The sequence below is a fragment of the Actinosynnema sp. CS-041913 genome (assembly GCF_050942485.1).
GTDB lineage: Bacteria > Actinomycetota > Actinomycetes > Mycobacteriales > Pseudonocardiaceae > Actinosynnema.
In genome coordinates this window covers 132,184-155,906 of sequence record NZ_CP192037.1, presented here as the reverse complement: position 1 = coordinate 155,906, position 23,723 = coordinate 132,184, and the positions used below count along the sequence as shown (strand labels likewise).

Below are 23,723 nucleotides of genomic sequence, written 5' to 3'. Positions count from 1 at the left end.
GGCGCTACTCACCGACGCCGAAGCCCCGCAGCATGTCGCCCGCGACCTTGAAGCTGCTCATGTCGATGACCTGCTCGGTCTCGAACTGCACGTCGAACTCGTCCTCGATCGCCGCGACCAGCGCCATGTGGCCGACCGAGTCCCAGGCGTCGATGTCGCGGTACTTGAGGTTCGCCACGTCCACGTCGCCGTCGAGCTGGAGGGCTTCGACGAAGACGGCACGGAGGCGGTCGTTGAGCGACATGCTGTGCTGCTCTCACTCTCTCGGCTGAAAACCGTGGTCAGTGCTGGGGGCCGCGGTCCGCCCACGCCTTGAGCAGGGCGGCCAGTTCCTCGGGCAGGTCGGCGGCGGCGGGCTCCGCGTCGTTCCCCGTGAGGAAACCCGTGAGGGCCGCGATCGATTCCTCGGAGCAGCCGCGCCGCTGGAGGCCGATGGTGTTGACGCCGGTCGTGCGGGCCGGGTTGCCCACCGTGATGGTGAACGCGCCCACCTCCTTGCGCACCGCGGAGCCCATGCCGACCATCGCGCCCGGACCGATCCGGACCCGCTGGTGCACGACCGTGCCGAGGCCGAGGTTCGCGCCCGACCACACGTGGCAGTGGCCCGCGATCTGCACCGCGCTGGTGACGATCACGCCGTCGTCCAGCCGGCAGTCGTGGGCGACGTGCGCGCGGCCCATCAGGTAGCAGTCGTCGCCGACCGTGGTCGGCTCGGTCACGCCCTGGTTGACCGTGACGAACTCGCGGATCCGGTTGCGGTCGCCGATCACCACGCCGGGGCCGCCGGTCTCGCCGTCCCAGCCCGCCAGGTGGTCCGCGCCCAGGTACTCGGCCGGGCCGCCGAGGCTCACGTGCGGACCGATGTAGTTGCCGTCGCCGATCCGGCAGGGACCGGCGATCACCGTGTACGGGCCGATCACGTTGTCGTCGCCGAGGTCGACCTCCGCGCCGATGATCGCGGTCGGGTGAATGCGGTTCGCCACCTGCTGTCCCTGCCCCGTGGATGATGGGTGTCACCCACGTCACCAGCGGTTACGCCGGGCGGGGGTCGGTGCACCACTGTACCGGAGGCGGACTCACCCGGCCGTGAGCACGTCGAGCCCCAGGAACGGCCGCAGGGCCTCCGGGACGACGACCGACCCGTCCGCCCGCTGGTGGTTCTCCAGGATCGCGACGATCCAGCGGGTCGTGGCCAGCGTGCCGTTGAGGGTGGCGGCGGTCTGCGGCCGGCCGTTGTCGTCCCGGTACCGCACGTTCAGCCGGCGCGCCTGGAACGTGGTGCAGTTCGAGGTCGACGTCAGCTCCCGGTACGCCCGCTGGCTCGGGATCCACGCCTCGCAGTCGAACTTGCGGGCCGCGCTCGTGCCCAGGTCGCCCGCCGCGGTGTCGATCACCCGGTACGGCACCCCGATCTTGGCCAGCATCTCCTCTTCCCAGGCCAGCAGCCTCGCGTGCTCGGCCTCGGCGTCCTCCGGGCGGACGTAGGAGAACATCTCCACCTTGTTGAACTGGTGGACCCGGATGATGCCGCGGGTGTCCTTGCCGTACGACCCGGCCTCGCGGCGGTAGCACGACGACCAGCCCGCGTACCGGCGCTCGCCGTCCAGGATCTCGTCCGCGTGGTAGCCCGCCAGCGGCACCTCCGACGTGCCGACCAGGTACAGGTCGTCGTCCTTGAGCCGGTACACCTCGCTCGCGTGCGCGCCCAGGAACCCGGTGCCCGCCATGATCTCCGGGCGGACCAGGGTCGGCGTGATCATCAGCGTGAACCCGGCGCGGGTGGCCTGCGCGACCGCCATGTTCAGCAGCGCCAGTTCGAGCTGCGCCAGCACACCGGTCAGGAAGTAGAACCGCGAGCCCGACACCTTCGCGCCGCGCTCCATGTCGATGCCGCCCAGCCGGGTGCCCAGGTCCAGGTGGTCCGCCGGCTCGAAGTCGAACTCGCGCGGCTCGCCCACGTGCTTGAGCACCGCGAAGTCGTCCTCGCCGCCGTGCGGCGCGTCGGGGTGCACCACGTTCGGCACGGCCCGGTGCAGCTCGGCCAGCTCGTTCTCGGCCTGCGCCTGCTCGGCCTCGGCGGCCTTGACCTCGGCGGCCAGCTCCTTGCCCTTGGCCAGCAGCGCGTCCCGCTCCTCGCCACGAGCCTTGCCGACCTGCTTGCCGAACGTCTTCTGCTCGCCCCGCAACGCGTCCGCCCGCGCGATCGCCGCCCGGCGCCGCTCGTCGGCGGACAGCAGCGCGTCGACCACGGCCTCGTCCTCGCCACGCGCACGCTGTGACGCGCGGACGGCTTCCGGGTTCTCGCGCAACGCCTTGAGGTCAATCACGAGGGCAAAGGGTAGCCCTCGGCCGGAAACCGATCGCACGTATATACCCGCTACCATCGCCGGCATTCCCGTGCGGCCAAGCCTTGGAGGACCGCAAGTGCGCATCGCCATCGCCTATGACTGTCTCTTCCCCTGGTCGAAGGGCGGCGGTGAACGGCTGTACCGCAGGTTCGCCGAGGAGTGGGCCGCCGCCGGCCACGAGGTCACCTACCTGACCCGGCAGCAGTGGGACGGCGACCCCCCGACGCTGGACGGCATCGAGATCAAGGTGCTCAGCACCGACCGCGAGCTGTACGACGCGAACGGCGCGCGCACCCTCGGCCCGGCGCTGAAGTACGGCAAGGGCCTGTTCACCCACCTGGTCCGCAACCGCCGCGCGTACGACGCGGTGTTCGTCTCGGCGCTGCCCTCCACCAACCTGCTGGCCGTGCGCGCCGCGCTGGTCGGCGCGAAGGTCGCGGTCGGCACGGACTGGCTGGAGGTGTGGCGGCCGGACCAGTGGCGGCAGTACTCCGGACCGGTGGTCGGCCGGGTCGCGAGCACCCTCCAGTGGGTCGCCGCCCGGCTGAGCCCGCTGTCCACCTGCCACTCCCAGCTCACCGCCCGCCGGCTGCACGCGGGCGGGCTGCGCACGCGGGCGCTGGTCAGCCCCGGCCTGATCGACCCGGTGGGCGAGGTGGAGCCGGTGCTGGAGGCCGGCTCGCCGCCGAACGTGGTCTACGTCGGCCGGCACATCCCGGACAAGCGCGTCGAGTCGCTGCCCGCCGCGATCGCCCACGCGCGCACCCTGGTCCCCGACCTGACCGCGACCATCTTCGGCGAAGGCCCGTCCCGCGACGCCGTCCTCGCCGAGATCGACCGGCTGGGCCTGCGGGACGTGATCCGCACCCCCGGCTTCGTCGGCCAGGAGGAGCTGGACGCCGGCATCCGCAACGCCGCGTGCCTGGTCAACCCGTCCGCCCGGGAGGGCTACGGCCTGGTCGTGGTCGAGTCGGCCGCCGCCGGCACGCCGGCCGTGCTGGTCGACGGCGACGACAACGCGGCCGTCGAACTGGTGGAGGACGGGGTGAACGGCCGGCTCGCCGCGTCCACCGCGCCCGAGCAGCTCGGCGGCACCATCGCCGAGGTCGTGTCGGCGGGCGATCCGCTGCGCAAGACCACCCACGAGTGGTACGCCCGGGTGAGCAGGACCAACACCGTGCAGGCCACCGCCCGGCAGGTCCTGGCTCGGCTGGCGGAGGCGGCACGGTAACCGGGAGTGACGGACCTACCATGGGCGGCGTGCCTCTCCACATCGCCGTCGACCTGGTCTTCTTCACCGGACGCAAGGGCGGCTCGGAAAGCTACGTGCGCGGCATGTTCCCGGCCATGGCCGCCGCGCACGACGACCTCCGGTTCGTCGGCATCGGCAACCGGGAGCTGGCGGAGAACCCGCCGGACTGGTTCCCCGGCGAGATCGTGCCGTTGCCGGTGTCCGGCGAGAACCGGGTGACCTGGGCGCTGGCCGAGGCGTTCGCGGTGGCCGTCCAGGCCCGCCGGATCAAGGCGGACCTGCTGCACTGCCCGTCGAACTTCGGCCCCTCGGTGAAGCTGCTGCCGACCCTGGTGTCGATCCTGGACGTGCTGCCGATCAAGCACCCGGAGTGGGTGCCCGGCGGTCGCGCCCGCGGTGTGCAGCTCCTCAGCCGCGCCACCGCACGGGCCGCGACCCGCATCCACACCATCAGCGAGGCCTCCGCCGACGACATCGTCGAGCTGCTCGGCCGTCCCCGGTCCGACATCGACATGATCTACCTGGGCGCCGACCCGGTCGACGCGCCGCTCCGCGGGGAGCGCACCGGCCGTCCCTACGTGCTCGCCGGCGGCAACCGGATGCCGCACAAGAACCACGCGCGGCTGTTGGAGGCGTGGGCGCTCATCCCGGAGGCCGAGCGCCCCAGGCTGGTCGTCACCGGCAGTCACGGCGACGACCCGCTCACGCCGCTGCTGCGGCGGCTCGGGCTGGAGGACGACGTCGAGCTGCGCGGCTGGGTCACCGCCGAGGAACTGGCCGACCTGTACGAGGGCGCGAGCGCGTTCGCGTTCCCGACCCTGTTCGAGGGCTTCGGCCTGCCCGTGGTGGAGGCCATGGTGCGCGGCTGCCCGGTGATCGGTTCCGACCTGCCGGTGCTGCGCGAGGTCGGCGGCGACGACATGGTCTACATCGACCCGTACGACACCCGATCCATCGCGGACGCCGTGCGCAGGGTCGTCTCGGACCAGGCGCTGCGCGAGTCGCTGTCCGCGGCGGGCCTCAAGCGCGCCTCCCTGTTCACCTGGCAGCGCACCGCCGACGCGCACGCCGAGGTGTACCGCGCGATGGCCCGGAACCGATGAGTTCGGGCGCCCGCCGCGAGGGCCTGATCGTCCTCGTCGCCAGCTTCGCGGGCCACGCGGGCAACTACCTGTTCTACCTGATCGCCGCGCGGATGGTGACGCCGCCGGAGTTCGCCGCCATCTCGGCGCTGATCGCGTTCGGCACCATCGTGTCGATGGCCGTCAACGGCATCCAGGTCGCCGCCGCGCGCGATGTCGCGGTGCTGCGCACCTCCGGCACCCCGGCCGAGCTGTCCGGCTACCTGCGCAAGCTGGGTCGCCGGATGGGCCTGGTCAGCCTGGCGATCGCGGTCGTGCTGTCCGGTCTGGCGCCGTTGCTGGCCGACCGGCTCAACATCGGCGCGGCGCAGCCGGTGGTGTTCGCCGCGGTGTGGGTCGCGACGACCGCTCTGCTGCTGGTGATCACCGGCGTCGCGCAGGGCACCGAGCGGTTCCGGTACGTGGCGTTCGCCCTGGCCGGTCCGCTGGGCGCGCTGCGGCCCGTCCTGCTGCCGGTGTTCGTGCTGGTCGCGGGCATGTCGGGGAGCATGGTCGCGATGCTCGCGGCCACCCTGGTCGGGCTGGCCGTGATGGCGCCGCCGGTGGTGCGGGACATGCGGGTTCCGCCGGTCGCGCCGCCGCCGATGCCCAGCACCATCGTGACGATGATCGGCCTGCTGGCGTTCTCGTCGCTCACCAACGTCGACCTGCTGGTGGCGCAGGCGATGCTGCCGGAGGTCGAACGCGCCCACTACGCGGGAGCCGTGCTGCTCGGCAAGGTGGCGCTGTTCGCGCCGTCCGCGCTGGCGATGGTGCTGCTGCCGAGGGCGGCGGCGGCGCTGGAACGCGGCGAACGCGCGGACAGCCTGGTGCTCAAGACGATGGCGATGACCGCCGCGAGCGGACTCGCCGTGGCGCTCGGCCTGTGGCTGGTGCCCACGGCCCTGCTGACCGGCACGTTCGGCCCCGCCTACGCCGAGTCGAAGCCGCTGCTCGCGCCGCTGGCGCTGGTGATGACGGCGGCGGCGGTGCTGTGGGTGCACCTGATGTTCGCCATCGCCAAGAAGAGCACCCGGATGGTCGTCGGCCTGGTGGGGACGGCGGTCGTGCACTGGGCGCTGCTGGCGTTCCTGCACGACTCGGCGCAGCACATCGTCGTCGCGTCCGCCATCGCCATCGGCAGCGCCGTGCTGGCCATCGAGTTCCTGTCCGGCGACGGCGTGCTGCGCATGGTGCTCAACGCCCGCAGAGCCGGCCGCGACATCCCCGCCGCCACCACCACGTCGACCGGCTGACCACGGCGGTCGCCCGGAGCGCGGGAAACGCCCCGACGGCCGTGGCCGTCGGGGCGTTTCCCGCGTCGCGTTCGGGGCGGGCGGCTCGGCTCAGGAGTTCGGCCGCACGGCCAGGATCCACACGTTGCGCCGCCAGCCGGGCAGCCACGTCGCCGCCACCAGCGGGGCGGGCCGGCGCTTGGCCGGGAGCAGGCCGGAGATGATGCTGGATCCCGGCATCACCGACTCGTAGGACACCGTCTTGACGTCGAAGCCCTGGTCCTCGAACAGCCGGCGCATCGAGATCCGGGTCCACGGCCGGCGGTGCGTGTAGTCGTTCCACGACCAGCGCTGGGCGTCCGGGGAGGACGCGAACACCCGGCCGCCCGGCTTGAGCACCCGGTGCACCTCCTTCACCAAGGACACCGGGTCGAGCAGGTGTTCCAACACGTCCTTGAGCACCACGCCGTCGAACTCGCGGTCACCGACCGGCAGTTCTTCCTCCAAGTCCGCGAGGCGGACGTCGATCCCCTGTTCCTTCGCCTTGTCGACGGTCGACTGGAAGTTGTCCAGCCCGACGTAGTCGGGGAAGAACTCCGAGAGCCAGGCCGTGCCGCACCCCACGTCGAGAATGCGCGAGCCGGGCCGGAAGTGCCTCACGACGTCGTTGTAGTAACCGGGTTTCGCGTGCCACTCGTGGTAACCCACACTTAACACCATTCTTCGCGAAAGCTTTGGAGGGGAACTAGTCTTCGCCGATCTTGGTGAGGCTCAGGGTGAAGCTGACGCTGATCATCTGGAAGCCGGACACGATGAACACCATCCCCAGGATGGGCACGCGCACGGTGTCCACGACGTCCAGCGCCCCGAATCCGGTCGCGCCCCAGCTCAGCAGCGCTCCGACGAAGCACCCTACGCCGATCAGGATCAGCAGTCCGCCGATCCACAGACCCCGTTCCAGGGACGCCCGCGCCACCCGCAGGATGGCCCGCCCCGAAGGGGGCGGCAGCAGCCCCAGGTGGGAGGCGTAGGAACGGGCGATGACCGCCAGCCCGACGCCTTGCAGGCCGACCACGAACATGGTCGCGAACCCGAGCATGCTCTGGAGGCCGAAGCCGACGCCGCCGACCTCCTGCGGACCGAACGACAGCCAGAGCAGACCGAGCAGACCGACGCCCAGCAGCAGCACGGACGGGTAGTAGAGCAGCCAGCGCGGGCTGAACGCGAGCAGGAACCGCAGGTGCCGCCACCCGTCCCGCCAGGTGCGCAGGTGCGGTGCCCGGCTGCGGCCGTCCGGCCGCAGCGTGGTCGGCACCTCGGCGATCTTGCGGTGGTTGAGCGCCGAGCGCACCACCATCTCGCTGGCGAACTCCATGCCGGAGGTGCGCAGCCCGAGTTCCAGCATCCGGTCGCGGCGGAACGCGCGCATACCGCAGTGGAAGTCGCCGACCGGGATGCGGAAGAACAGCTTGCCCAGCCGGGACAGCACCGGGTTGCCCAGGTAGCGGTGCAGGAACGGCATGGCGCCGGGCGCGATGCCGCCCTGGAACCGGTTGCCCATCACCAGGTCGTTGCCCTCGCGCAGCGAGGAGACGAAGGCGCCGATGTCCTCCAGCGCGTAGCTGTCGTCGGCGTCGGCCATCAGCACGTACTCGCCCTTGGCGGCCTCGATGCCCGCCATCAGGGCGGCGCCGTAGCCACGACGCGGCACGTCCACCACGCGGGCGCCGTTGGCGCGGGCGATGTCCTGCGAGCCGTCGGTGGAGCCGTTGTCGGCCACGATCACCTCGCCGACGACGCCCAATTCCTCCAGGGAGCGCTTCGCCTTGCGGACGCAGGTCTCCAGCGTCTCGGCCTCGTTGAGGCACGGCAGGACGATCGACAACTCCAGCACACCCGTGCGCGTCCCGGACGAAATGTCCGAAGACTGGTTCGACAGAGTCATACTGCGCGTGCTCCCCTTGGTGGGACTACGATTTGGCTCGTTCCGACACTGCGGAACCGCTGCGACCGGGCTGCCCCCCAGCCACCCGTCCGGGGAACGCCCCCTGGACCTGGTTAGCGTCGCACAGCCTACGCGGCCGTGACGAATCGCTCACCGGCGGAGGGCCATCGGCTGCCTCGGCGTCATCCTTTATTCGCCTGGCTCCGGAATGGCGCGCCGACAACGCGGACCGGCCGCCCACTCCATTCGGAGCAGGCGGCCGTGTGCCGCGAATCACAAATCAGGAGATCGCCACCGCGACCACCAGACCGAGCGCGACGTGGGCGCTGGCCACCACGACGCTGGCCGGCGCGAACCGGTCCGACTCGATCAGCGAGCCGATGTCCAACCGGGTCACCCACTCCAGCAGCCGCACCGCGAGCACCTGCACGACGATGCCGACGAAACCGAAGATCAGCGCGGACAGCAGGCCCTCGTCCAGCTTGCCCGCCGCGCTGTAGATGGCCACCACGACGATCAGCGCCATGCTCACCAGACCCGCCGACGTCACGATCACCGCGTTCGGCGCACCGGCCCGCACCAGGCTCGACAGCTTGCCGGGCGTCGTCCAGTCGATGGCGTAGAAGCCGACGACCATCAGCACGAGGCCGACGACCGCGTACAGGGCGATCGCGCCGACGCCCCGGCCGATCGCGGAGCCGAAGCCCGGGTCCAACGCGAGTTCGCTGATCACTGCCACTCCATTCATTCGACAATCCGATGCGGGACGAACGCCGCGCCATCGTCGGTCACCAGGCCGACCGTCTCGCGGATGCCGAGCCCGGCCGCCGTGTCGCCGACCACCCACGCGCCCAGCGCGGGCCGGTAACCGTCGAACTCGGGCAGCGGGTCGAACAACTGGTAGACGAAGCCTTCCTTGCCGTACACGCCGCCGGTCTGCGTCTCGTAGCCCGGCGCCACGATCTGGATGTTCGCGCCCTCCCGACCCAACCGGGGCTTGCGCACGTACTCCGTGAGCAGGCCGGGCTCGTCCAGGAACGCGGGCAGGAGGTTCGGGTGACCGGGGTACATCTCCCACAGCACGGCGAGCAGCGCCTTGTTGGAGAGCAGCATCTTCCACAGCGGCTCGACCCACAGCGTGCCCGGCAGGCTCTCCACCGCGAAGCGGCCGAACTCCTCGTCGACCACCCACTCCCAGGGGTACAGCTTCACGACCGTGCCCATCGGCGCCTCTTCGAGGTCCACGAACCGCTTGAGCAACGCGTCCCAGCCGATCTCCTCGATCGCCAGGCCGACCGTGTCCATGCCCGCCTCGGCGGCCGTCTCCTGGAGGTAGGCCACCGTGACGTGGTCCTCACCCGACGGATCGGCCCCGGACCAGGTGAAATGCAGCTCGTTGGACGGCAGCCGGTCGCGGAGTTCCGTCCACCGCTCGACCAGCTTCTCGTGGATCGAGTTCCACTGGTCGTCGTCCGGGTACACGTCGGTCTTCCAGTTCCACTGGACGACCGACGCCTCCAGCAGCGACGTGGGGGTGTCCGCGTTGTACTCCAGCATCTTCGCCGGGCCGCGCCCGTCGTAACGCAGGTCGAAGCGCCCGTAGACGTGCGGATCGCGGCGCTTCCACGACTCGGCGATCGCGGGCCACAGCCACTCCTGGACCCCGAAGTCCCGGAACCGCTCGGTGAGCACCACGTTGTCGACCGCTTCGAGGCACATGCTGTGCAGCAGCTCGACGTCCGCCTCAAGCGAGAGGACGTCGCTCATCTCGAAGACGTAGTGCGCCGACTCGTCCCAGTACGGGCGGGGGCTGCCGTCGACGGCCTTGGCCGGCGCGCCGAACACGAGCCCCTGCTCGGACACCGTGCGCTGCCAGTTCGGCCGGGGCGCGGAAGACTCCCGACGCACTCAGCTCCCCCCGCTCTTGCTGCCGCCGGACACGCCGAACCCGCCGCGCTGGATCGACTTGCCGGACTTGGTGGCGACGTTCGCGCCCTTGGGGATGGTGTAGCTGCCGCCGCTGACCTTCTGCCCGACCGGCACGCTGGAGCCGCCGTAGTGGTAGCGGTAGGAGCTGCCGCCGAGGTAGATGAACCCGCCGCTGACGTACCCGCCGTGGGAACGGGCGTAGTCGTCGTCGCAGTACTGGTCCTCGACCACCACGCCGTCCTGCGTGCACTGCGCTTCGACGTCGTCCGGGCTGGAGGCGGCGTACCAGATGGCCACCACGCCCGCGACGCCCACGGCGACACCGCCACCGATCAGCAGCCTCTTGCGGAGCTTCTTCTTGCGCGCCTGCTCGGCCTCGAACGCCTGCTCGGCCTCACGCTCCTGCTGGATGGCCTGCGCCCGCGCCCGCTGCTCGGCGAGCGTCGGCGGGCGGGCCTGCGTGACACCCGGCTGCTGCTGCCGGATCTGGCCACGCTTGCCACCCGCCTGGCCTGCCTGCCCAGCCTGTTCACCGGGCTGTCCCGGCTGTCCACCGGGCTGCCCTGACTGTCCGCCCGGTGCGGGCGACCGGCCCGGCTGCCCACCGGGCTGCGGCGTGCCCTGCGGAGGCGTGCCCTGCGGAGGCGTGCCCGGCCCCGGTGAGTTCGGCCCCTGCGCGCTCGGCCCTTGGACGCCCTGCGCCGGGGTCTGCGGCGTCGGCGACGGCGGCACGTACGGAGGCGGGGACGCACCCCCACCCGCCGGCGGTGTCGGTCCACCGGGCACGGCTCCACCGCCGGCCCGGTCGTCGCGGTCGTTTCGGTCGTTCTCAGTCATCAGCCACTCCCGGCGGGGACGGTACAGAGATCGGCCGCCAAATGGGTGACGAGTGTCCCAAAAGCAACACACTCCACCCGCCCGATCGGTTTCGGTGTCGGCCCAGGCATCATGGAGTAGATGTCGATGAGCGCCCGCTGGTTTCGCCGAGGTGACCACCTGGTCATGCTCGGCGCGTTCTTCGGCGCGTTCACACTGCTCGGCCTGAGCACCTTCACGTCGTGGCCGGTCGGCGCCGGCCCTTCCGGGCAGAGTGGCACGGAGGCCGTGAACCCGGTGTACGCGTCCCAGGCGGGCGACTGCCTGAACTGGACGAAGCGCAACCTGTCGGATGTGACGAAGGTCGACTGTGCGGCCCAGCACATGTTCGAGGTGACCGGCGTGGCCGACATCGGGTCGGCGTACGGCCCGCAGGCCCCGTTCCCGTCGGACGAGCAGTGGCAGAAGATCAGCGAGGAGCACTGCGCGAAGCCGTCGCTGGACTACCTGGGCGGCAAGTTCGACCCGTTCGGCAAGTACACGGTCGGCCCGCTCAACCCGGGCGAACGCCTGTGGGCGGAAGGCCAGCGGGGCGTGCGCTGCGGCTTGCAGGTGGCAGGCCCGGCAGGCGGCCTCCTACCGGCCTACGGCACCGCCCGCACCCAGGACCAGTCCGACGTGTACGACCCGGGCGTGTGCCTGGGCATCACCGAGGCACGCGGCGTGGCCGACCCGGTGGACTGCGTGAAGCCGCACGCGTTCGAGATCGTCGGCGTGGTGACGCTGCCGGCGGGCGACTTCCCGTCCCTGGACAAGCAGGACAAGATCATGTCCGGCGAGTGCGCCCGGATCGCGGCCGAGTACAGCGGCGGCATCGACTTCCGGGCGAAGGGCCTGATCGTGACGTGGGACAACAGGGCGGCCGAGAGTTGGGCGGCCGGCTCCCAGCGGGCGAACTGCAAGGTGGGCGCCACCCCGACGCCGGACAACACGGGTCTGACGGCGTGGGAAGGCAGCATCAGGAACCCGAACGCCCCGCCACTGACAACCGCCAACCCGCCCCAAACGACCGCCGTACAACAGGACGAACCGACCGGCGCACCCCTGCACTCGAGTTCCGCGCCCAATTCCACCACGTCCTCGGTCGTCACGTCGTCGGCGGACAAACCGTCGACGACGACCGAGCCTTCGCCCACGAGGTGACCACGTGCCGGCCGAGATGACCAGACAGCGATTCGAGGAACTGGTCGGCGAGGCGCTGGACCTGATCCCGCCGGAATTCGCGGCGGCGATGAACAACGTGGTGGTGCTGGTGGAGGACCGACATCCCGAGGAGCCGGGGTTGTTGGGGTTGTACCAGGGCATCGCGCTGACCCGGCGGACCTCGGACTACGGCGGGGTGCTGCCCGATCGGGTGACGATCTACCGCGAGGCCATTCTGGACATCTGTCACACGGAGGATGATGTGGTGGAGGAAGTCGCCATCACAGTTATCCATGAGATAGCGCACCACTTCGGGATAGACGACGCCAAACTGCACGAGTTGGGCTGGGGCTGACCAGTACACATGCAGTCGGCAGCCGATTAGGTTGTCACCCACCCCGGATTTCGCCTCAAGTCGTGAACTACGGCGATCCCGGGCACCTTTCCGACCCGCCGTTCGTTGCCGTGAACGAAGAGGAGGCGCGGCGGCGAGCAAACCAGGCCGCCGAGGCAGCCGAGGCGCGGTCCAACCCTGCCCTCAGCACCCCAGGCCCACCCCGGACACCAAGGTCGAGCCGCACAGGCCCCGGAGCCGCACAGGCCCCCCGGAGCCGCACAGGCCCCGGAGCTGTCCGGGCCCCGGAGCTGTCCAGCGAGGACCCCGGCACAACCCAGCCCTGGGCCTCCAGCACCTGGCGACGTCCAGCACTTCGCGACGCCCAGCACTTCGCGACGCCCCAGACCGGGACCGCGAGGACCGAGGCCAAAGCCCGCCCTGGTGCCACCGGAAGACCGCGCAGCGCCGGGCCCGGACGATCGCGCAGCGCTAGACGATCGTGTCCACCCCGGTCCACGAAGTGCACACCCAACCGCCACCGGAGTCCTCCAGCACGACCCGCCCGGTGTTCGGCAACAGCCCCGCCTCGGCCAGCGCCGGCTGGACATTCGTCGCCAGCGCCAGCGCCGCCATCCGCACCGCCCCGCCATGGCTGACCAGCACGAACGTCTCATCCGCTGCATGCCGGGCGGCCACCTTGTCCACCGCCCTGACGAACCGGTCGATCACCTGACGCCCGCTCTCCCCGCCGGGGATCGCCACGTCCAGGTCGCCCTCCGCCCACGACCGCACCGTCGCCAGGAAGATCTCGAACGCCTCCCGGTCGTGCCGCCCCTCCAGGTCGCCGCAGAAGATCTCCTGCACCCCGTCCAGCACCTCGACGTCGAGCCCGAACGCGGTGGCCACCGGAGCGGCGGTCTGCTGCGCTCGTAAGGCGGTGCTCGCGTACACCGCGACCACCGACTCCGGCTCCAACGCCGAGGCCAGCGCCGCCGCCTGCGCCACGCCCGCCTCGGTCAGCGGCGGCCCCGGTGGCAGCGAGTCGAGTGCCATTTTCAGGTTCGACGCGGTCTCGCCGTGTCGCACCAGGATCAGCTTCACGCCCCCAGCCCTTCCCGCACCGACGCCACCCACTCGGCGGCGGCCACGAACTCCTCGTTCCCCGCGGGCGCGCCGCCCGCCTCCGCCTTGGGGTACGACCCCAGGAACCGGGTGTCCGGGCAGTGTCGCCGCAGCGCCGCCAGCGCGTCGCCCACCCGCGGTTCGGCGACGTGCCCGTCCAGGTCGATGTAGAACCGGTACTCGCCGAGCCGTCCCTTGGTCGGCCGCGACTCGATGCGGGTCAGGTTGATCCTCCGCAGCGCGAGTTCGGTCAGCAGCTCGGACAGCGCGCCCACCTGGTCGGTCGCCGTCACCACGACGGACGTCCGGTCGTGTCCGGTCGGCGCGGGCAGCCTGCCGGGGCGGCGCACCAGCAGGAAGCGGGTCTTGGCGTCGCGCACGTCGGCCACGTCGGTCGCCAGCACGTCCAGCGGGTAGTGGTGCACGGCGACGGGTGCGCTCACGGCCGCGTCGAACTCGCCGGCCAGCACGGCCCGTGCGGCGGCGGCGGTCGACGTCGTGGCGACGGCGGTCGCGGACGGCAGGTTCGCGGCGATCCAGTGCCGCACCTGGGCCAGTGCGTGCGGGTGGCTGGCGATGGTCTTCGGGTCGGTCACGCCGGGGCGCGCCAGCACGCTGAACCGCACCGGCAGCACCGTCTCGGCGACCGCCACCAGGGGGTCGCCTTCGGTCAGCGCGTCCATCGTGGCGGGCACCGCGCCCTCCACCGAGTTCTCCACCGGCACGCACGACGCGTCGGTCTCGCCGTTCCTGGTCGCGGCCAGGGCGGCGGGCACGGTGTCGAACGGGAGGAGGCCGTCGAGCGGGACGAGGCCGTCCTCCGCGGGGTCGGCGGAGAAGGCGCGCGCGGCCTGCTCGGTGAATGTTCCCTGCGGTCCGAAGTAGGCGAGCACGCCGCAACGATACGAGTCGGGCGTCCGGTGATCGTCGTTGAGGCGAGGATCACCCGCCCGTCGGGTGCCCGCCCCCGTTCCGCCGTACCCCTTACTCCTGGAATGCTTGCGGATGTGTCCGCCGATACGGAGAGTGAGAGCACCGCTCCGGTAGCTGTTCCCCGTCTGGTGCTCTGCGCTGTCGACGAGTCGCTCGCGACAGCGTGGTCGGGTGTCGCCGACGGCCGGGACGGTGTCGAGGTGCACCGGGGTTCGGTGCTCGACATCGTGGCCGAGGCCGTGGTGAGCCCGGCGAATTCCTCGGGTTGGATGCGCGGCGGGATCGACGCCGTGTACGCCCGCGCTTTTCCCCACGTCGAGGCGCACGTGCGCAGTGCGATCCTGGCTCTGCACGGCGGCGAGTTGCCGGTCGGCGAGGCGCTGGTGGTGCCCACCGGCGAGGTCGAGCCGGAGTGGCTGATCAGCGCGCCGACCATGCGCCGGCCCGCGGAGCACCTGCCGTCGGACACCGTGCACCCGTACCTCGCGGCTCGCGCCGTGCTGCGGCTGTGGCGGGACGGGCGGTTGGAGGACGGGCGTCCGCTGCGCGAGGTGGTCCGCACGGTGGCGATGCCGGGTTTGGGGACGGGTGTGGGCGGGGTCGCGCCGGAGACGTGCGCCCGTCAGGTGGCCGCTGCGTGGGACGAGGTGTTCAGCTCGCTGCCCAGGAGGTGACGGGTTCGGCGTCCAGCGCGTGGAACGGTTGTCGGTCAGGTCACACAGCTTGTGCACAACTCTGTGGACAACCTGGGCAGAGCCTGTGGACAACTACCTCGGCGCGATCCATCGCTCCAGGTCGAGCTCGTCCGTGATGGGGATGCCGTACTCCCCGACGGAGGGGATCTCCGGCTTGAGCCGGCGTGACTCGCGGACGGCGTCGGGCCGCAGCGCGGTGAGCCGGAACCCGCGCCGCTGGTAGAAGCGCAGCGCGTCGAGGTTGTCGTTGGTCGTGGTCAGGCGGACTCGGGAGAAGCCGAGCTGCCGGGCGCGCTGCACGGCGGCGTCGACCAGTGAGCTGCCGACGCCTCTGCCTCTTCGCAGCGCGTTGATGGTGACGATCTCCAGTTGCCCGTCGGCGGACGCGTAGGTGAGGAGGCCGACGATCTGGTCCTGGTGCTCCACCAGGAAGCCGGGGAGGCTGGCCGGGAAGAACACTTGGCCGTGGGCGACTGCGGTGTGCGCACCCCACAGCTCCAAAACCAGTCGGCCGACGACGATCCGGTCCGCTTCCTCGATCACGCGTACGAGCATGCCTGCACTGTGTTGGCGACCGAGTGCGGCCGGTACCGGCATTCGACCTATGGTTGGTTCGTGCCCGTGCGCGTGTTGCTGGTCGACGACCACGAGGTGGTCCGCAGGGGACTGCGTGAGCTGTTGGACGACGAGGACGACATCACCGTGGTCGCCGAGGCGGGCGGGGTGGATGAGGCCTTCGTCCGCGCCACTGCCACCAGGCCCGATGTGGCGGTGGTGGACGTCCGCCTGCCGGATGGGACGGGTGTGGAGCTGTGCCGGCGGCTGCGGGACCTGGATGTCCGGTGCCTGGTGCTGACCGCGTTCGACGACGAGGAGGCGCTGGTCGGCGCGATCGTGGCGGGCGCGTCGGGCTACCTGCTCAAGCAGGTCCGGGGGCAGGACCTGGTGGTCGCGGTGCGCGAGGTGGCGGCCGGCCGCTCACTGCTCGACTCGCAGACGACGGCCCGTGTCCTGGACCGCATGCGCCGCCCGCCGGAGGTGGACGTGCTGGACGCGCTGACCGAGCAGGAGCGGCGCGTGCTGGACCTGATCGGCGAGGGCATGACGAACCGCCAGATCGCGGAACGGCTCTTCCTGGCGGAGAAGACGGTCAAGAACTACGTCACGTCGGTGCTCGCGAAACTCGGCATGGAACGCCGCACCCAGGCCGCGGCCTGGGTAGCCCGCCGCTCACGCTGACCGCGCACGTGGCGAACCGACAGTAGACCGGCCGACAGTTGACCAACCAACAGTGGATCCGCCGACGGTCCCGATAGTAGGTCTATCGACAGTCTGTCTGCCGACAGACGATGCGCCGACAGCGCCGGCACTCGCCCGGCCGCGGCACCGCGCGGGTCAGCGCAACGGCACGTGCCACGTGATCGTCGTGCCCGTGCGCGGCGACGAAGCCACCTCGCACCCGCCCCCCGCCGCCAACGCCCGCTCCTCCAGGTGCCGCAGCCCCCGCCGAGCCACCCCGCGCGGAATCCCGCACCCGTCGTCCGCGACCCGCAGCACCAGCCGCGCGGCGTCCTTCGCCAACCCGATCTCGACGTGCCGCGCCCCGGAGTGCCGCACCACGTTGGACAACGCCTCCCGCAACGCCGCCCGGGCGTGATCGGCCAACTCGGGCGGCACCTGCCCGAGATCACCGTCGATCCGCACCTCGGGCTCGAACCCCAGCAGCTCCCCCGCCGTGTGCGCCTCGGCCAGCACCGACGCCCGCAGATCCGCGTCCCCGGGCTTGCCGGGATCGGCGCTGCGCAACGCCCGGACGGTAGCCCGCACCTCGGCCATGGTCTGGTCGAGCTGGTCCACGGCGTCGGCGAGCCGCTTGGCCTCCCGCCCGTCCAGCTTGAGCCGCCGATCGAGCAGGTCGAGCTGCACCCCGGTCGCGTACAACCGCTGGATGATCACGTCGTGCAGGTCGCGCGCGATCCGCTCCCGCTCCTGGTACACGGCGACCCGCTGCCGCGCGGTGAACCCCTCGGCGAGCACCACGGCCAGCCCGGCCTGCGCCGCGAACGCCGTCAGCACGTCGACGGTGTCCGTGCTGAACGGCGCGGCGCCCTTCCGCCGGTACACGGCAAGCGCGCCGATCCGCCGCTCCTTGGTGCCGAACGGCGCGACCGCGAACGGCCCGTACCCGCGCAACGCCTTCGGCACGAACGGCGCCGTACGAGGGTCTGTCGTGAAATCGTCGGCGACCACCGGAATCCCGGTCCGGGCGGCACGAGCGGCGGACGAGCGGTCGGACAACACGATTCCCACCGGATCGTCGTCGCCGGAGGACGCCTCGACGGTCAGCGTCCCGTCGTCCCCGGTGACCATCGCCAGCCCGAGGTCGGCCTCCGCCAACTCGACGGCCCGACGCACGACGAGCGGCAGCACGGCGTCCGGGTCGTCGCCGGCCAACGCGGCGGTGGTGATCTCGGTCGACGCGGCAAGCACCAGGGCGGGGTCCACGGCCGTCAACGGTAGGCCCCGACCCCGACCCGGCCTTGGGACACCTCCACCACGAGATCGGCGCGAGCGGCCTCGTCGGGCCGGTGGGTGATGTGCACGACGGTCCGGTCGAGCCCGTCGACCAGGTCGAGCAGGTCGCGGGCGGACGCTTCGTCGAGGTGGGCGGTCGGCTCGTCCAGCAGCAGGACGTCCGCGTCGAACAGCAGGGCACGCGCCAACGCCACCCGCTGCGCTTCCCCACCGGAGAGCAACGACGGCCCGACCACGGTGTCCAGGTCGACGCGCAGCCCGACCCGCGAGAGGACGTCGCGCAACTCGGCGTCGGTGGCGCGCGGATCGCCGATGCGCAGGTTCTCGCGCAACGACGTCGACACCAACATCGGCTCCTGCGGACACCACGCCACCCGCTCAGGCCGCCGAACCACCCCGGCGGACGGCTCTACGAACCCCAACAGCAAGGCGAACAACGTCGACTTGCCGGCCCCCGACGGCCCCACGACGGCAACCTTGGCCCCGGCCGGGATCCGATAGCTGACATCGGTCAACACCGGGCCCCCAGCCCCCGGCCACCCGACCGTGACGTGCTCGAACACCACCGCCGCGGCCGACCAGCCCGCCGCCGGCACCTCGCTCTCAGCACGAGCGCCCGGAATTGTCGGTGCCTCGTGCTTGGATTGAATCGGGGGATCCCCAGGCCCGGTCAGGCGGTGCGCGCGCCCGGTCAGGCGGTGCACAGGCCCGGTCAGGCGGTCTTGAGCGTCGGTCGGGCGGGCTCTTGAGCCGGTCGGGCGGTCCTGCGGATCGGTCGGTAGATCCTGCGGGCGAGTCGGCAGGTCCTGCGGGTGAGCCTCGGGTTGTTCGACAATCCTGCCGTACGACTCCCGCAGCGGTCGCCAGTGCTGGGCCGCCGTCGGTAGCGCACCCAGCACCTCCGCCAACGCCAGCGGCACGAGTCCGAGTACGGGGGCCAGCAGCGGGTCGACGCCGGTGGCCAGGGCGGTGCACACCACGACCGCCATGCCCAGCGCCAGGTGCACGACACCGGTCGCCGCGCCGGTGCCAAACGCTTGCCGTCGCGCCAGCTTGGCCAACTCGGCGTCATGGGCCGCCAACGACGCCCGCACCTTCCGGTCCGCGCGGAACGCGATCAGGTCCGGCGCGGCGGTCAGCAGGGTCAGCACGTCCTCCGACACCTGTCGCCGGCCTCGGGCCAGGACGGTGCTCGCCCGGCGTTCGGCGAGCACCGCGACCAGTGGCGCGAGCGTTCCGCCCACTGCGACCGCCACGCCCAGCGCCAGCCCCGCCATCGGCGAGATGAGCGCGAACAGCACCACCGCCGCCGCGCTCACCCCGGCCGCCACCAGCGGCGGCTGGAGGACCCGGGGCACGAGGTCCCGGACCGTGTCGACGTCGTCCACCAGGCGGGTCAGCTCGGCGCGGCCGGGGCGGAGGCTCCGCCACAGGCGGACCCGGAGGTTCTCCGCGAACCGGAACGCCGCGTCGTGCGACACGAGTCGTTCCAGGTAGCGGAGCACTCCCTTCGCCAGCGCGAACGTCCTCACCCCGACCACCAGCACCGACAGCGTCAGGATCGGCGGCTGGGTGGCGGCCTTCGCGATCAGGTACGCGGCCAGCGCGGTCAGCGCGACCCCGCTGGCCGAGGCGGCTACCCCCAGCGCCGCCCCGGCCAGCATTCGGGTGGTCGGCCGTGGCGTCCGTGGCGCGGACGGCCGGCCGACTTCGTGGTCTACGGGCACCGCGGTGACCGCGGTGTCGGAGTGGTGGACGACCCGATGGGTGGCCAACAGAACGGTTGCGCCCCGGTCGGCGGCCCGCTGCACGGCGGCCATGACCTTGGCCGCGGTGGTCGGGTCCAGGTGCGCGGTCGGCTCGTCCAGCAGGAGGACCGTCGACCCGTCCCGCACGCGGGTGAGCGCGCGGGCGATGGCCACCCGCTGGCGTTCGCCCGTGGACAGTTCCGCGATGGGGCGGTGGGTCAGGTGGTCGGCGGCGACCTCGGCCAGCACGTCGGCATCGACCCGTCCGGTGGTGAGTTCGAGTTCGTCGGCGACGGTCCGACCGGCGAACGCGGGACGCTGCGGCACCCACGCGACGGCCCCGCGATCCACCACGACCTCGCCGCCGTCCGGCTCCACGAACCCGAGCAGCACGTCGAAGAGGGTCGACTTGCCGGCGCCGCTGGGCGCGTCGAGCCGGTGCACCTCGCCCGGCCGCACGATGAAGCTGACGCCGTCCGGGGCGTAGCGACCGCGCCGCCGCACGCGGAGGTTGCGCACCTCGATGCCGACCATCTCGCCGTCGATCGTTGACGGACCGACGATCGGTCCACCGAAGGTTCCCTCGGTTCGCCGGCCAATGGTCAGCCGGCCAATCGTTCGTGCGCCAATGGTCTGCCGATGAACTGTCTGCGCGCCAACGGTCGGCACGGGTTCCGGCACCTCCGCGACCCGCCGCACGGCCTCCATGCCGTCCTCGGACGCGTGGTGCGCCGCGCCCGCCGCCCGCAGCGGCAGGTAGCACTCGGGCGCGAGGATCAACACGACCAAGCCGGTCAGCAACGTCAGCTCGCCGGACACCAGCCGCAGACCGATGCCCACCGCGATCAGCGCCACGGACAACGACGCCGCGATCTCCAGCACCAACGCCGACAGGAACGCCACCCGCAGCGTCCCCATGGTGGCTTTGCGATACCGCTCCCCGACCTCCCGCACCGCCGACGCCTGCGCCGCCGCCCGCCCGAACGCGGTCAGCACCGGCAACGCGCGCACCAGCTCCGCGAGCCGCCCGGAGAGCCGTTCCAACGCCGAAGCAGCCGCCGCGACCCGCGCCGACGTGAACTTCCCGATCAGCACCGCGAACACCGGGATCAGCGGCAACGTCACCGCGATCAGCACGGCCGAGGTCGGGTCGGTGGCGAAGATCCACGCCCCCACCAGCACCGGCACGACCGCCGTGGTCACCAGCGCGGGCAGATAACGCGTGAAATAGGCGTCCAGGGCGTCCAGCCCCTTGGTCGCCAACACCGCCAGCTCCGCCGGACCGCGCGAAACGATCCACGCCGGGCCCAACCCCATCGCACGGTCGAGCAGGGCGGCGCGCAACTCCTCTTTCGCTCCGGCCGCCGCACGCGCCGCGACCGTCTCGGTGGCCCAGGCCAGCACGGCACGCGCGCACACCGCGAACGCCAACGCCCACAACGACCCACCGGCCACCAGCGCGGACGCCAGAGCGACGGCCTGCCACACCAACGCGCCGGCCGACAGGACGGCCAGACCGCCGCACAGGGTCAGCGCTCGGCGCGCCGAAGGCGAAAGGACAGGCAGCGCGCCGAGCGGACCCTTCCCCGGCTTCTTGGCGGAAGGGGCTCCGGGGACGTTCACGAGACGACCGTATGCGCCGGAAGCAGGCGCCGCTCAGGTACGACGGTCCCGTCCACGGCAGGACCTAGGTCCCGTCCCCCCGTCGGCCATCCGGGTGTGTGAAAGAACCTCCGGGCACGCGAAAAGGCCGGGTGGATGGTCCACCCGGCCGAAACGCGCGACCCGTCAGGGAACGTGCACCGACGGAATGTGCCGGGTGCCGATGCGCTTGCGGAACACCCAGTACGTCCACCCCTGGTACACCAGCACAGCGGGCGTGCCGAACGCCGCCACCCACGTCATCACGGTCAACGTGTACGGGCTCGACGCAGTGTTCTCGATGGTGAGCGTAAAAGCAGGGTCCAAAGTGGACGGTAGAACATTCGGGTACAGAGCACCGAAGAGGGCCACCACCGCACAAGCCACCGCGACACCCATCAAAGCGAAAGCCTGCCCCTCACGCCGTAGTGCCAGCCGCGCCATCGCGCCGAACGCCGCCAGAGCCACACCGATCGCCGCCGCGTAAGTCCACACCGACCCGAACCGCAACTGCACCAACAGGAGCAGGACCACCAACGGCGCCAACGCGAACGGCGCGACCCGCAACGCCAGCGCACGGGCCCGTTCCCGCACCTCGCCCTCGGTCTTCAACGACAGGAACACCGCGCCGTGCACGAGCGCGTACCCGGCGATCGCCAGCGCCCCCAACAAAGTCGTCAGGCTGATCGCCGCGAACGGCGACCCCACGCGGTCCCCGGCGGCGTCCAGCGGCAGGCCGAAAACGTTGGCGGTCAACAACAACCCGACACCCAGCGGCGCGATCCACGACCCGAGGACGATCACCGCGTCCCACACCCGCCGCCACCGCGCCGTGTCCACCTTGCCCCGGTACTCGAACGCCACCCCGCGCCCGATCAGCGCCAGCAGGATCAACGTCAGCGGCAGGTAGACGGAGCTGAACAGCGAGGCGTACCAACCCGGGAACGCCGCGAACGTGGCGCCGGCCGCGACCAGCAGCCACACCTCGTTGCCGTCCCACACCGGCCCGATCGTGTTGATCAGCACCCGGCGCTCGGTCTCGTCACGGCCGAGCACCGGCAGCAGCATGCCGACGCCGAAGTCGAACCCCTCCAGGAACAGGTAGCCCAGCCACAGCAGGGCGATCACGCAGAACCAGAACGTCTCCACGGCTCCCCCTCAGTACGCGAACGTCAGGACGTCGTCGTCCGACTTCGACCCGGGCTCCGGACCTGGCCGCCCGGCCGGCCCGTCCGGTTTCGGATCCGGCAGCACGCCCGCGACACCGCCGCGGACGTACCGCCGGATCAGGAACACCTCGACGCACGCCAGCACCCCGTAGACGAGCGTCAAGGCGACCAACGACGTCAGCACCTCGCCCGGCGTCGAGTTCGACACGGCCCGCGCGGTGAACATCCACACCCCGTCGACGCCGGTCGGATTCGGCACCACGACGAACGGCTGCCGTCCCATCTCGGTGAAGATCCAGCCGAAGCTGTTGCCCAGGAAGGGCGTCGCGATGCTGCCCAGCGCGAGCCACTTGAACCACGTCCCGCGCGGCGTCCGCCCGCCCCGGGTCAGCCACAGCACCAGCAGGCCCACGCCGGCCGAGATCGCGCCGAACCCGATCATCAGCCGGAAGCCCCAGTAGGTGACCGGGAGCATCGGCACGTAGTCGATCGGCCGGCCCGACAGCTCGCCCAGCCGCTCGTCCACCGGGTAGTTCGCGCCGTACTTCTCCTGGTACAGCGGGACCAGCTCCTGCACGCCCTTGACCTCGGTGGTGAAGTCGCCGTGCGCGAGGAACGACAGCAGCGCGGGCACGGTGATGCTCTTGACGTTCTCGCAGTCGGGCCGCGACACGTCGCCCACCGCGAACACCGAGAACCCCGCCGGCGACTCGGTGTGGCACAGGGCTTCGGCGGCGGCCATCTTCATCGGCTGCTGCTCGAACATCAGCTTGCTCTGGAGATCCCCGGTGACCGACAGGCCCGCGAACGCCACCACGCCGACCCACGTGCCGAGCTTGACCGACGACCGCCACACCGGCTCGTCGGCGTTGCGACGCCACAACTGCCACGCCGCGACGCCCACCAGGAACGCGGCGGCCACCGCGAACGCGCCGAAGATCGTGTGCGGGAACGCGGCCAGCACGGTGTTGTTGCCCAGCACTTCCCAGATCGAGGTGAGCCGCGGCCGGCCGTCGACCATCTCGACGCCCACCGGGTGCTGCATCCACGAGTTGGCGGCCAGGATGAAGTACGCGGACGCGATGGACGCCAGCGAGAACGCCCACACGCACGCCAGGTGCGCCTTGCGCGGCAGCCGGTCCCACCCGAAGATCCACAGCCCGAGGAACGTCGACTCGACGAAGAACGCGACCAGGCCCTCCATCGCGAGCGGCGCGCCGAACACGTCCCCGACGAACCGCGAGTACGCGCTCCAGGTCATGCCGAACTGGAACTCCTGCACGATGCCGGTGACCACGCCCATGGCGAAGTTGATCAGCAGCAGCTTGCCCCAGAACTTCGTCATCGCCAGGTACTTGCGGTCACCCGTGCGCACCCAGGCCGTCTGCATCGTGGCGACGAGCAGCGACAGGCCGATCGTCAGCGGCACCATCAGGAAGTGGTAGACGGTGGTGATGCCGAACTGCCACCGCGCCAGGTCGAGGACGTCCACGGCCACGACGGTAGGTCGGGGGACCGGGTGTCGATCAGGTACGACGGTCCCGTCGGGCCCGGGACCAAGGTCCCCCCAGTGGGTGCGGTCGGCGTCACGTCGACCCGCGCGGACCCGTGAACTAGGCTGGACGCGCCAGAGGGGAGTAGTTCCCGCGACCGCGTCACGCCCGAGCGGTCCGGCGAGGTGATCGACATACTGG

Annotated in this window: 22 protein-coding genes; 7 read left to right on the top strand and 15 right to left on the bottom strand. The window is 71.4% G+C overall.

Going from position 1 to position 23,723, the window contains the following annotated elements; genetic code table 11:
- Nucleotides 1-4: 4 nt before the first annotated feature.
- From ACQPZF_RS00730 to serS, 3 genes are all read right to left on the bottom strand, one after another.
- Nucleotides 5-244 carry an acyl carrier protein gene (locus tag ACQPZF_RS00730; protein ID WP_433267166.1) on the bottom strand — a complete coding sequence of 80 codons (240 nt, stop codon included), beginning with the start codon at nt 242-244 and terminating at the stop codon, nt 5-7.
- Between the two features lie 37 nt (nt 245-281).
- Nucleotides 282-983, bottom strand: coding sequence for a UDP-N-acetylglucosamine acyltransferase (locus ACQPZF_RS00725; protein WP_433267163.1), 702 nt, complete (start codon nt 981-983; stop codon nt 282-284).
- A 93-nt stretch (nt 984-1,076) separates the two neighbouring features.
- Nucleotides 1,077-2,327 (bottom strand): serine--tRNA ligase, encoded by a 1,251-nt coding sequence (serS, locus tag ACQPZF_RS00720; protein ID WP_433267161.1) that lies wholly within the window; start codon nt 2,325-2,327, stop codon nt 1,077-1,079.
- A 97-nt stretch (nt 2,328-2,424) separates the two neighbouring features.
- Between serS and ACQPZF_RS00715 the strand changes: the two genes are divergently transcribed.
- The 3 genes from ACQPZF_RS00715 to ACQPZF_RS00705 are packed head-to-tail and all read left to right on the top strand — an operon-like array spanning nt 2,425 to nt 5,977.
- Nucleotides 2,425-3,579 (top strand): glycosyltransferase family 4 protein, encoded by a 1,155-nt coding sequence (locus tag ACQPZF_RS00715; RefSeq protein WP_433267159.1) that lies wholly within the window; start codon nt 2,425-2,427, stop codon nt 3,577-3,579.
- A 29-nt stretch (nt 3,580-3,608) separates the two neighbouring features.
- Nucleotides 3,609-4,703 (top strand): glycosyltransferase family 4 protein, encoded by a 1,095-nt coding sequence (locus ACQPZF_RS00710; protein ID WP_433267157.1) that lies wholly within the window; start codon nt 3,609-3,611, stop codon nt 4,701-4,703.
- Complete coding sequence (locus ACQPZF_RS00705) at nt 4,700-5,977, top strand: hypothetical protein (RefSeq protein ID WP_433267155.1); 1,278 nt, start codon at nt 4,700-4,702, stop codon at nt 5,975-5,977. Before ACQPZF_RS00710 ends, ACQPZF_RS00705 begins: the two co-directional genes overlap by 4 nt.
- Before the next feature lie 90 nt (nt 5,978-6,067).
- Here the strand turns inward: ACQPZF_RS00705 and ACQPZF_RS00700 are convergent, their stop codons facing one another.
- From ACQPZF_RS00700 to ACQPZF_RS00680, 5 genes are all read right to left on the bottom strand, one after another.
- A complete protein-coding gene (locus ACQPZF_RS00700) occupies nt 6,068-6,664 on the bottom strand; it encodes a class I SAM-dependent methyltransferase (RefSeq protein ID WP_433267153.1) in 597 nt (198 codons plus the stop codon).
- A 37-nt stretch (nt 6,665-6,701) separates the two neighbouring features.
- Nucleotides 6,702-7,901: a glycosyltransferase family 2 protein gene (locus tag ACQPZF_RS00695; protein WP_433267151.1), complete on the bottom strand. Its 1,200-nt coding sequence runs from the start codon at nt 7,899-7,901 to the stop codon at nt 6,702-6,704.
- A 280-nt stretch (nt 7,902-8,181) separates the two neighbouring features.
- A complete protein-coding gene (locus ACQPZF_RS00690) occupies nt 8,182-8,634 on the bottom strand; it encodes a DUF350 domain-containing protein (protein ID WP_433267149.1) in 453 nt (150 codons plus the stop codon).
- 11 nt (nt 8,635-8,645) lie between these two features.
- Nucleotides 8,646-9,809 carry a glutathionylspermidine synthase family protein gene (locus ACQPZF_RS00685; RefSeq protein ID WP_433267147.1) on the bottom strand — a complete coding sequence of 388 codons (1,164 nt, stop codon included), beginning with the start codon at nt 9,807-9,809 and terminating at the stop codon, nt 8,646-8,648.
- Nucleotides 9,810-10,667 (bottom strand): hypothetical protein, encoded by an 858-nt coding sequence (locus ACQPZF_RS00680; protein ID WP_433267145.1) that lies wholly within the window; start codon nt 10,665-10,667, stop codon nt 9,810-9,812.
- A gap of 120 nt (nt 10,668-10,787) precedes the next feature.
- On the opposite strand from ACQPZF_RS00680, the gene ACQPZF_RS00675 reads away from it, so the two are divergent.
- Nucleotides 10,788-11,849, top strand: coding sequence for a septum formation family protein (locus ACQPZF_RS00675; protein WP_433267143.1), 1,062 nt, complete (start codon nt 10,788-10,790; stop codon nt 11,847-11,849).
- Between the two features lie 4 nt (nt 11,850-11,853).
- Nucleotides 11,854-12,204, top strand: a complete 351-nt coding sequence (locus ACQPZF_RS00670) for a metallopeptidase family protein (protein WP_433267141.1) — start codon at nt 11,854-11,856, stop codon at nt 12,202-12,204.
- Nucleotides 12,205-12,675: 471 nt separating this feature from the next.
- On the opposite strand, the gene ACQPZF_RS00665 is transcribed toward ACQPZF_RS00670, so the two are convergent.
- The gene (locus tag ACQPZF_RS00665) at nt 12,676-13,287 is read right to left on the bottom strand and encodes a histidine phosphatase family protein (protein WP_433267139.1); all 612 of its coding nucleotides are present in this window, start codon (nt 13,285-13,287) and stop codon (nt 12,676-12,678) included.
- Complete coding sequence (pheA, locus tag ACQPZF_RS00660) at nt 13,284-14,201, bottom strand: prephenate dehydratase (protein WP_433267137.1); 918 nt, start codon at nt 14,199-14,201, stop codon at nt 13,284-13,286. Before pheA ends, ACQPZF_RS00665 begins: the two co-directional genes overlap by 4 nt.
- A gap of 102 nt (nt 14,202-14,303) precedes the next feature.
- Here pheA and ACQPZF_RS00655 point away from each other — a divergent pair, with 102 nt between their 5' ends.
- The gene (locus ACQPZF_RS00655) at nt 14,304-14,915 is read left to right on the top strand and encodes a macro domain-containing protein (RefSeq protein ID WP_433267135.1); all 612 of its coding nucleotides are present in this window, start codon (nt 14,304-14,306) and stop codon (nt 14,913-14,915) included.
- Between the two features lie 93 nt (nt 14,916-15,008).
- Here ACQPZF_RS00655 and ACQPZF_RS00650 read toward each other — a convergent pair whose 3' ends face one another.
- Complete coding sequence (locus tag ACQPZF_RS00650; RefSeq protein ID WP_433267133.1) at nt 15,009-15,491, bottom strand: GNAT family N-acetyltransferase; 483 nt, start codon at nt 15,489-15,491, stop codon at nt 15,009-15,011.
- Between the two features lie 60 nt (nt 15,492-15,551).
- On the opposite strand from ACQPZF_RS00650, the gene ACQPZF_RS00645 reads away from it, so the two are divergent.
- On the top strand, nt 15,552-16,175 hold the full coding sequence (locus tag ACQPZF_RS00645; RefSeq protein ID WP_433267131.1) for a response regulator: 624 nt from the start codon (nt 15,552-15,554) through the stop codon (nt 16,173-16,175).
- Between the two features lie 156 nt (nt 16,176-16,331).
- Here ACQPZF_RS00645 and ACQPZF_RS00640 read toward each other — a convergent pair whose 3' ends face one another.
- The 4 genes from ACQPZF_RS00640 to ACQPZF_RS00625 form a co-directional block, all read right to left on the bottom strand.
- Entirely contained in the window at nt 16,332-17,441 is a 1,110-nt protein-coding gene (locus tag ACQPZF_RS00640) for a GAF domain-containing sensor histidine kinase (RefSeq protein ID WP_433267129.1), read from the bottom strand.
- 5 nt (nt 17,442-17,446) lie between these two features.
- Complete coding sequence (cydD, locus tag ACQPZF_RS00635) at nt 17,447-20,842, bottom strand: thiol reductant ABC exporter subunit CydD (protein ID WP_433267127.1); 3,396 nt, start codon at nt 20,840-20,842, stop codon at nt 17,447-17,449.
- 165 nt (nt 20,843-21,007) lie between these two features.
- Nucleotides 21,008-22,009, bottom strand: coding sequence for a cytochrome d ubiquinol oxidase subunit II (gene cydB, locus ACQPZF_RS00630; RefSeq protein ID WP_433267125.1), 1,002 nt, complete (start codon nt 22,007-22,009; stop codon nt 21,008-21,010).
- Nucleotides 22,010-22,018: 9 nt separating this feature from the next.
- Nucleotides 22,019-23,521: a cytochrome ubiquinol oxidase subunit I gene (locus tag ACQPZF_RS00625; protein ID WP_433267123.1), complete on the bottom strand. Its 1,503-nt coding sequence runs from the start codon at nt 23,519-23,521 to the stop codon at nt 22,019-22,021.
- Nucleotides 23,522-23,723 lie beyond the last annotated feature (202 nt).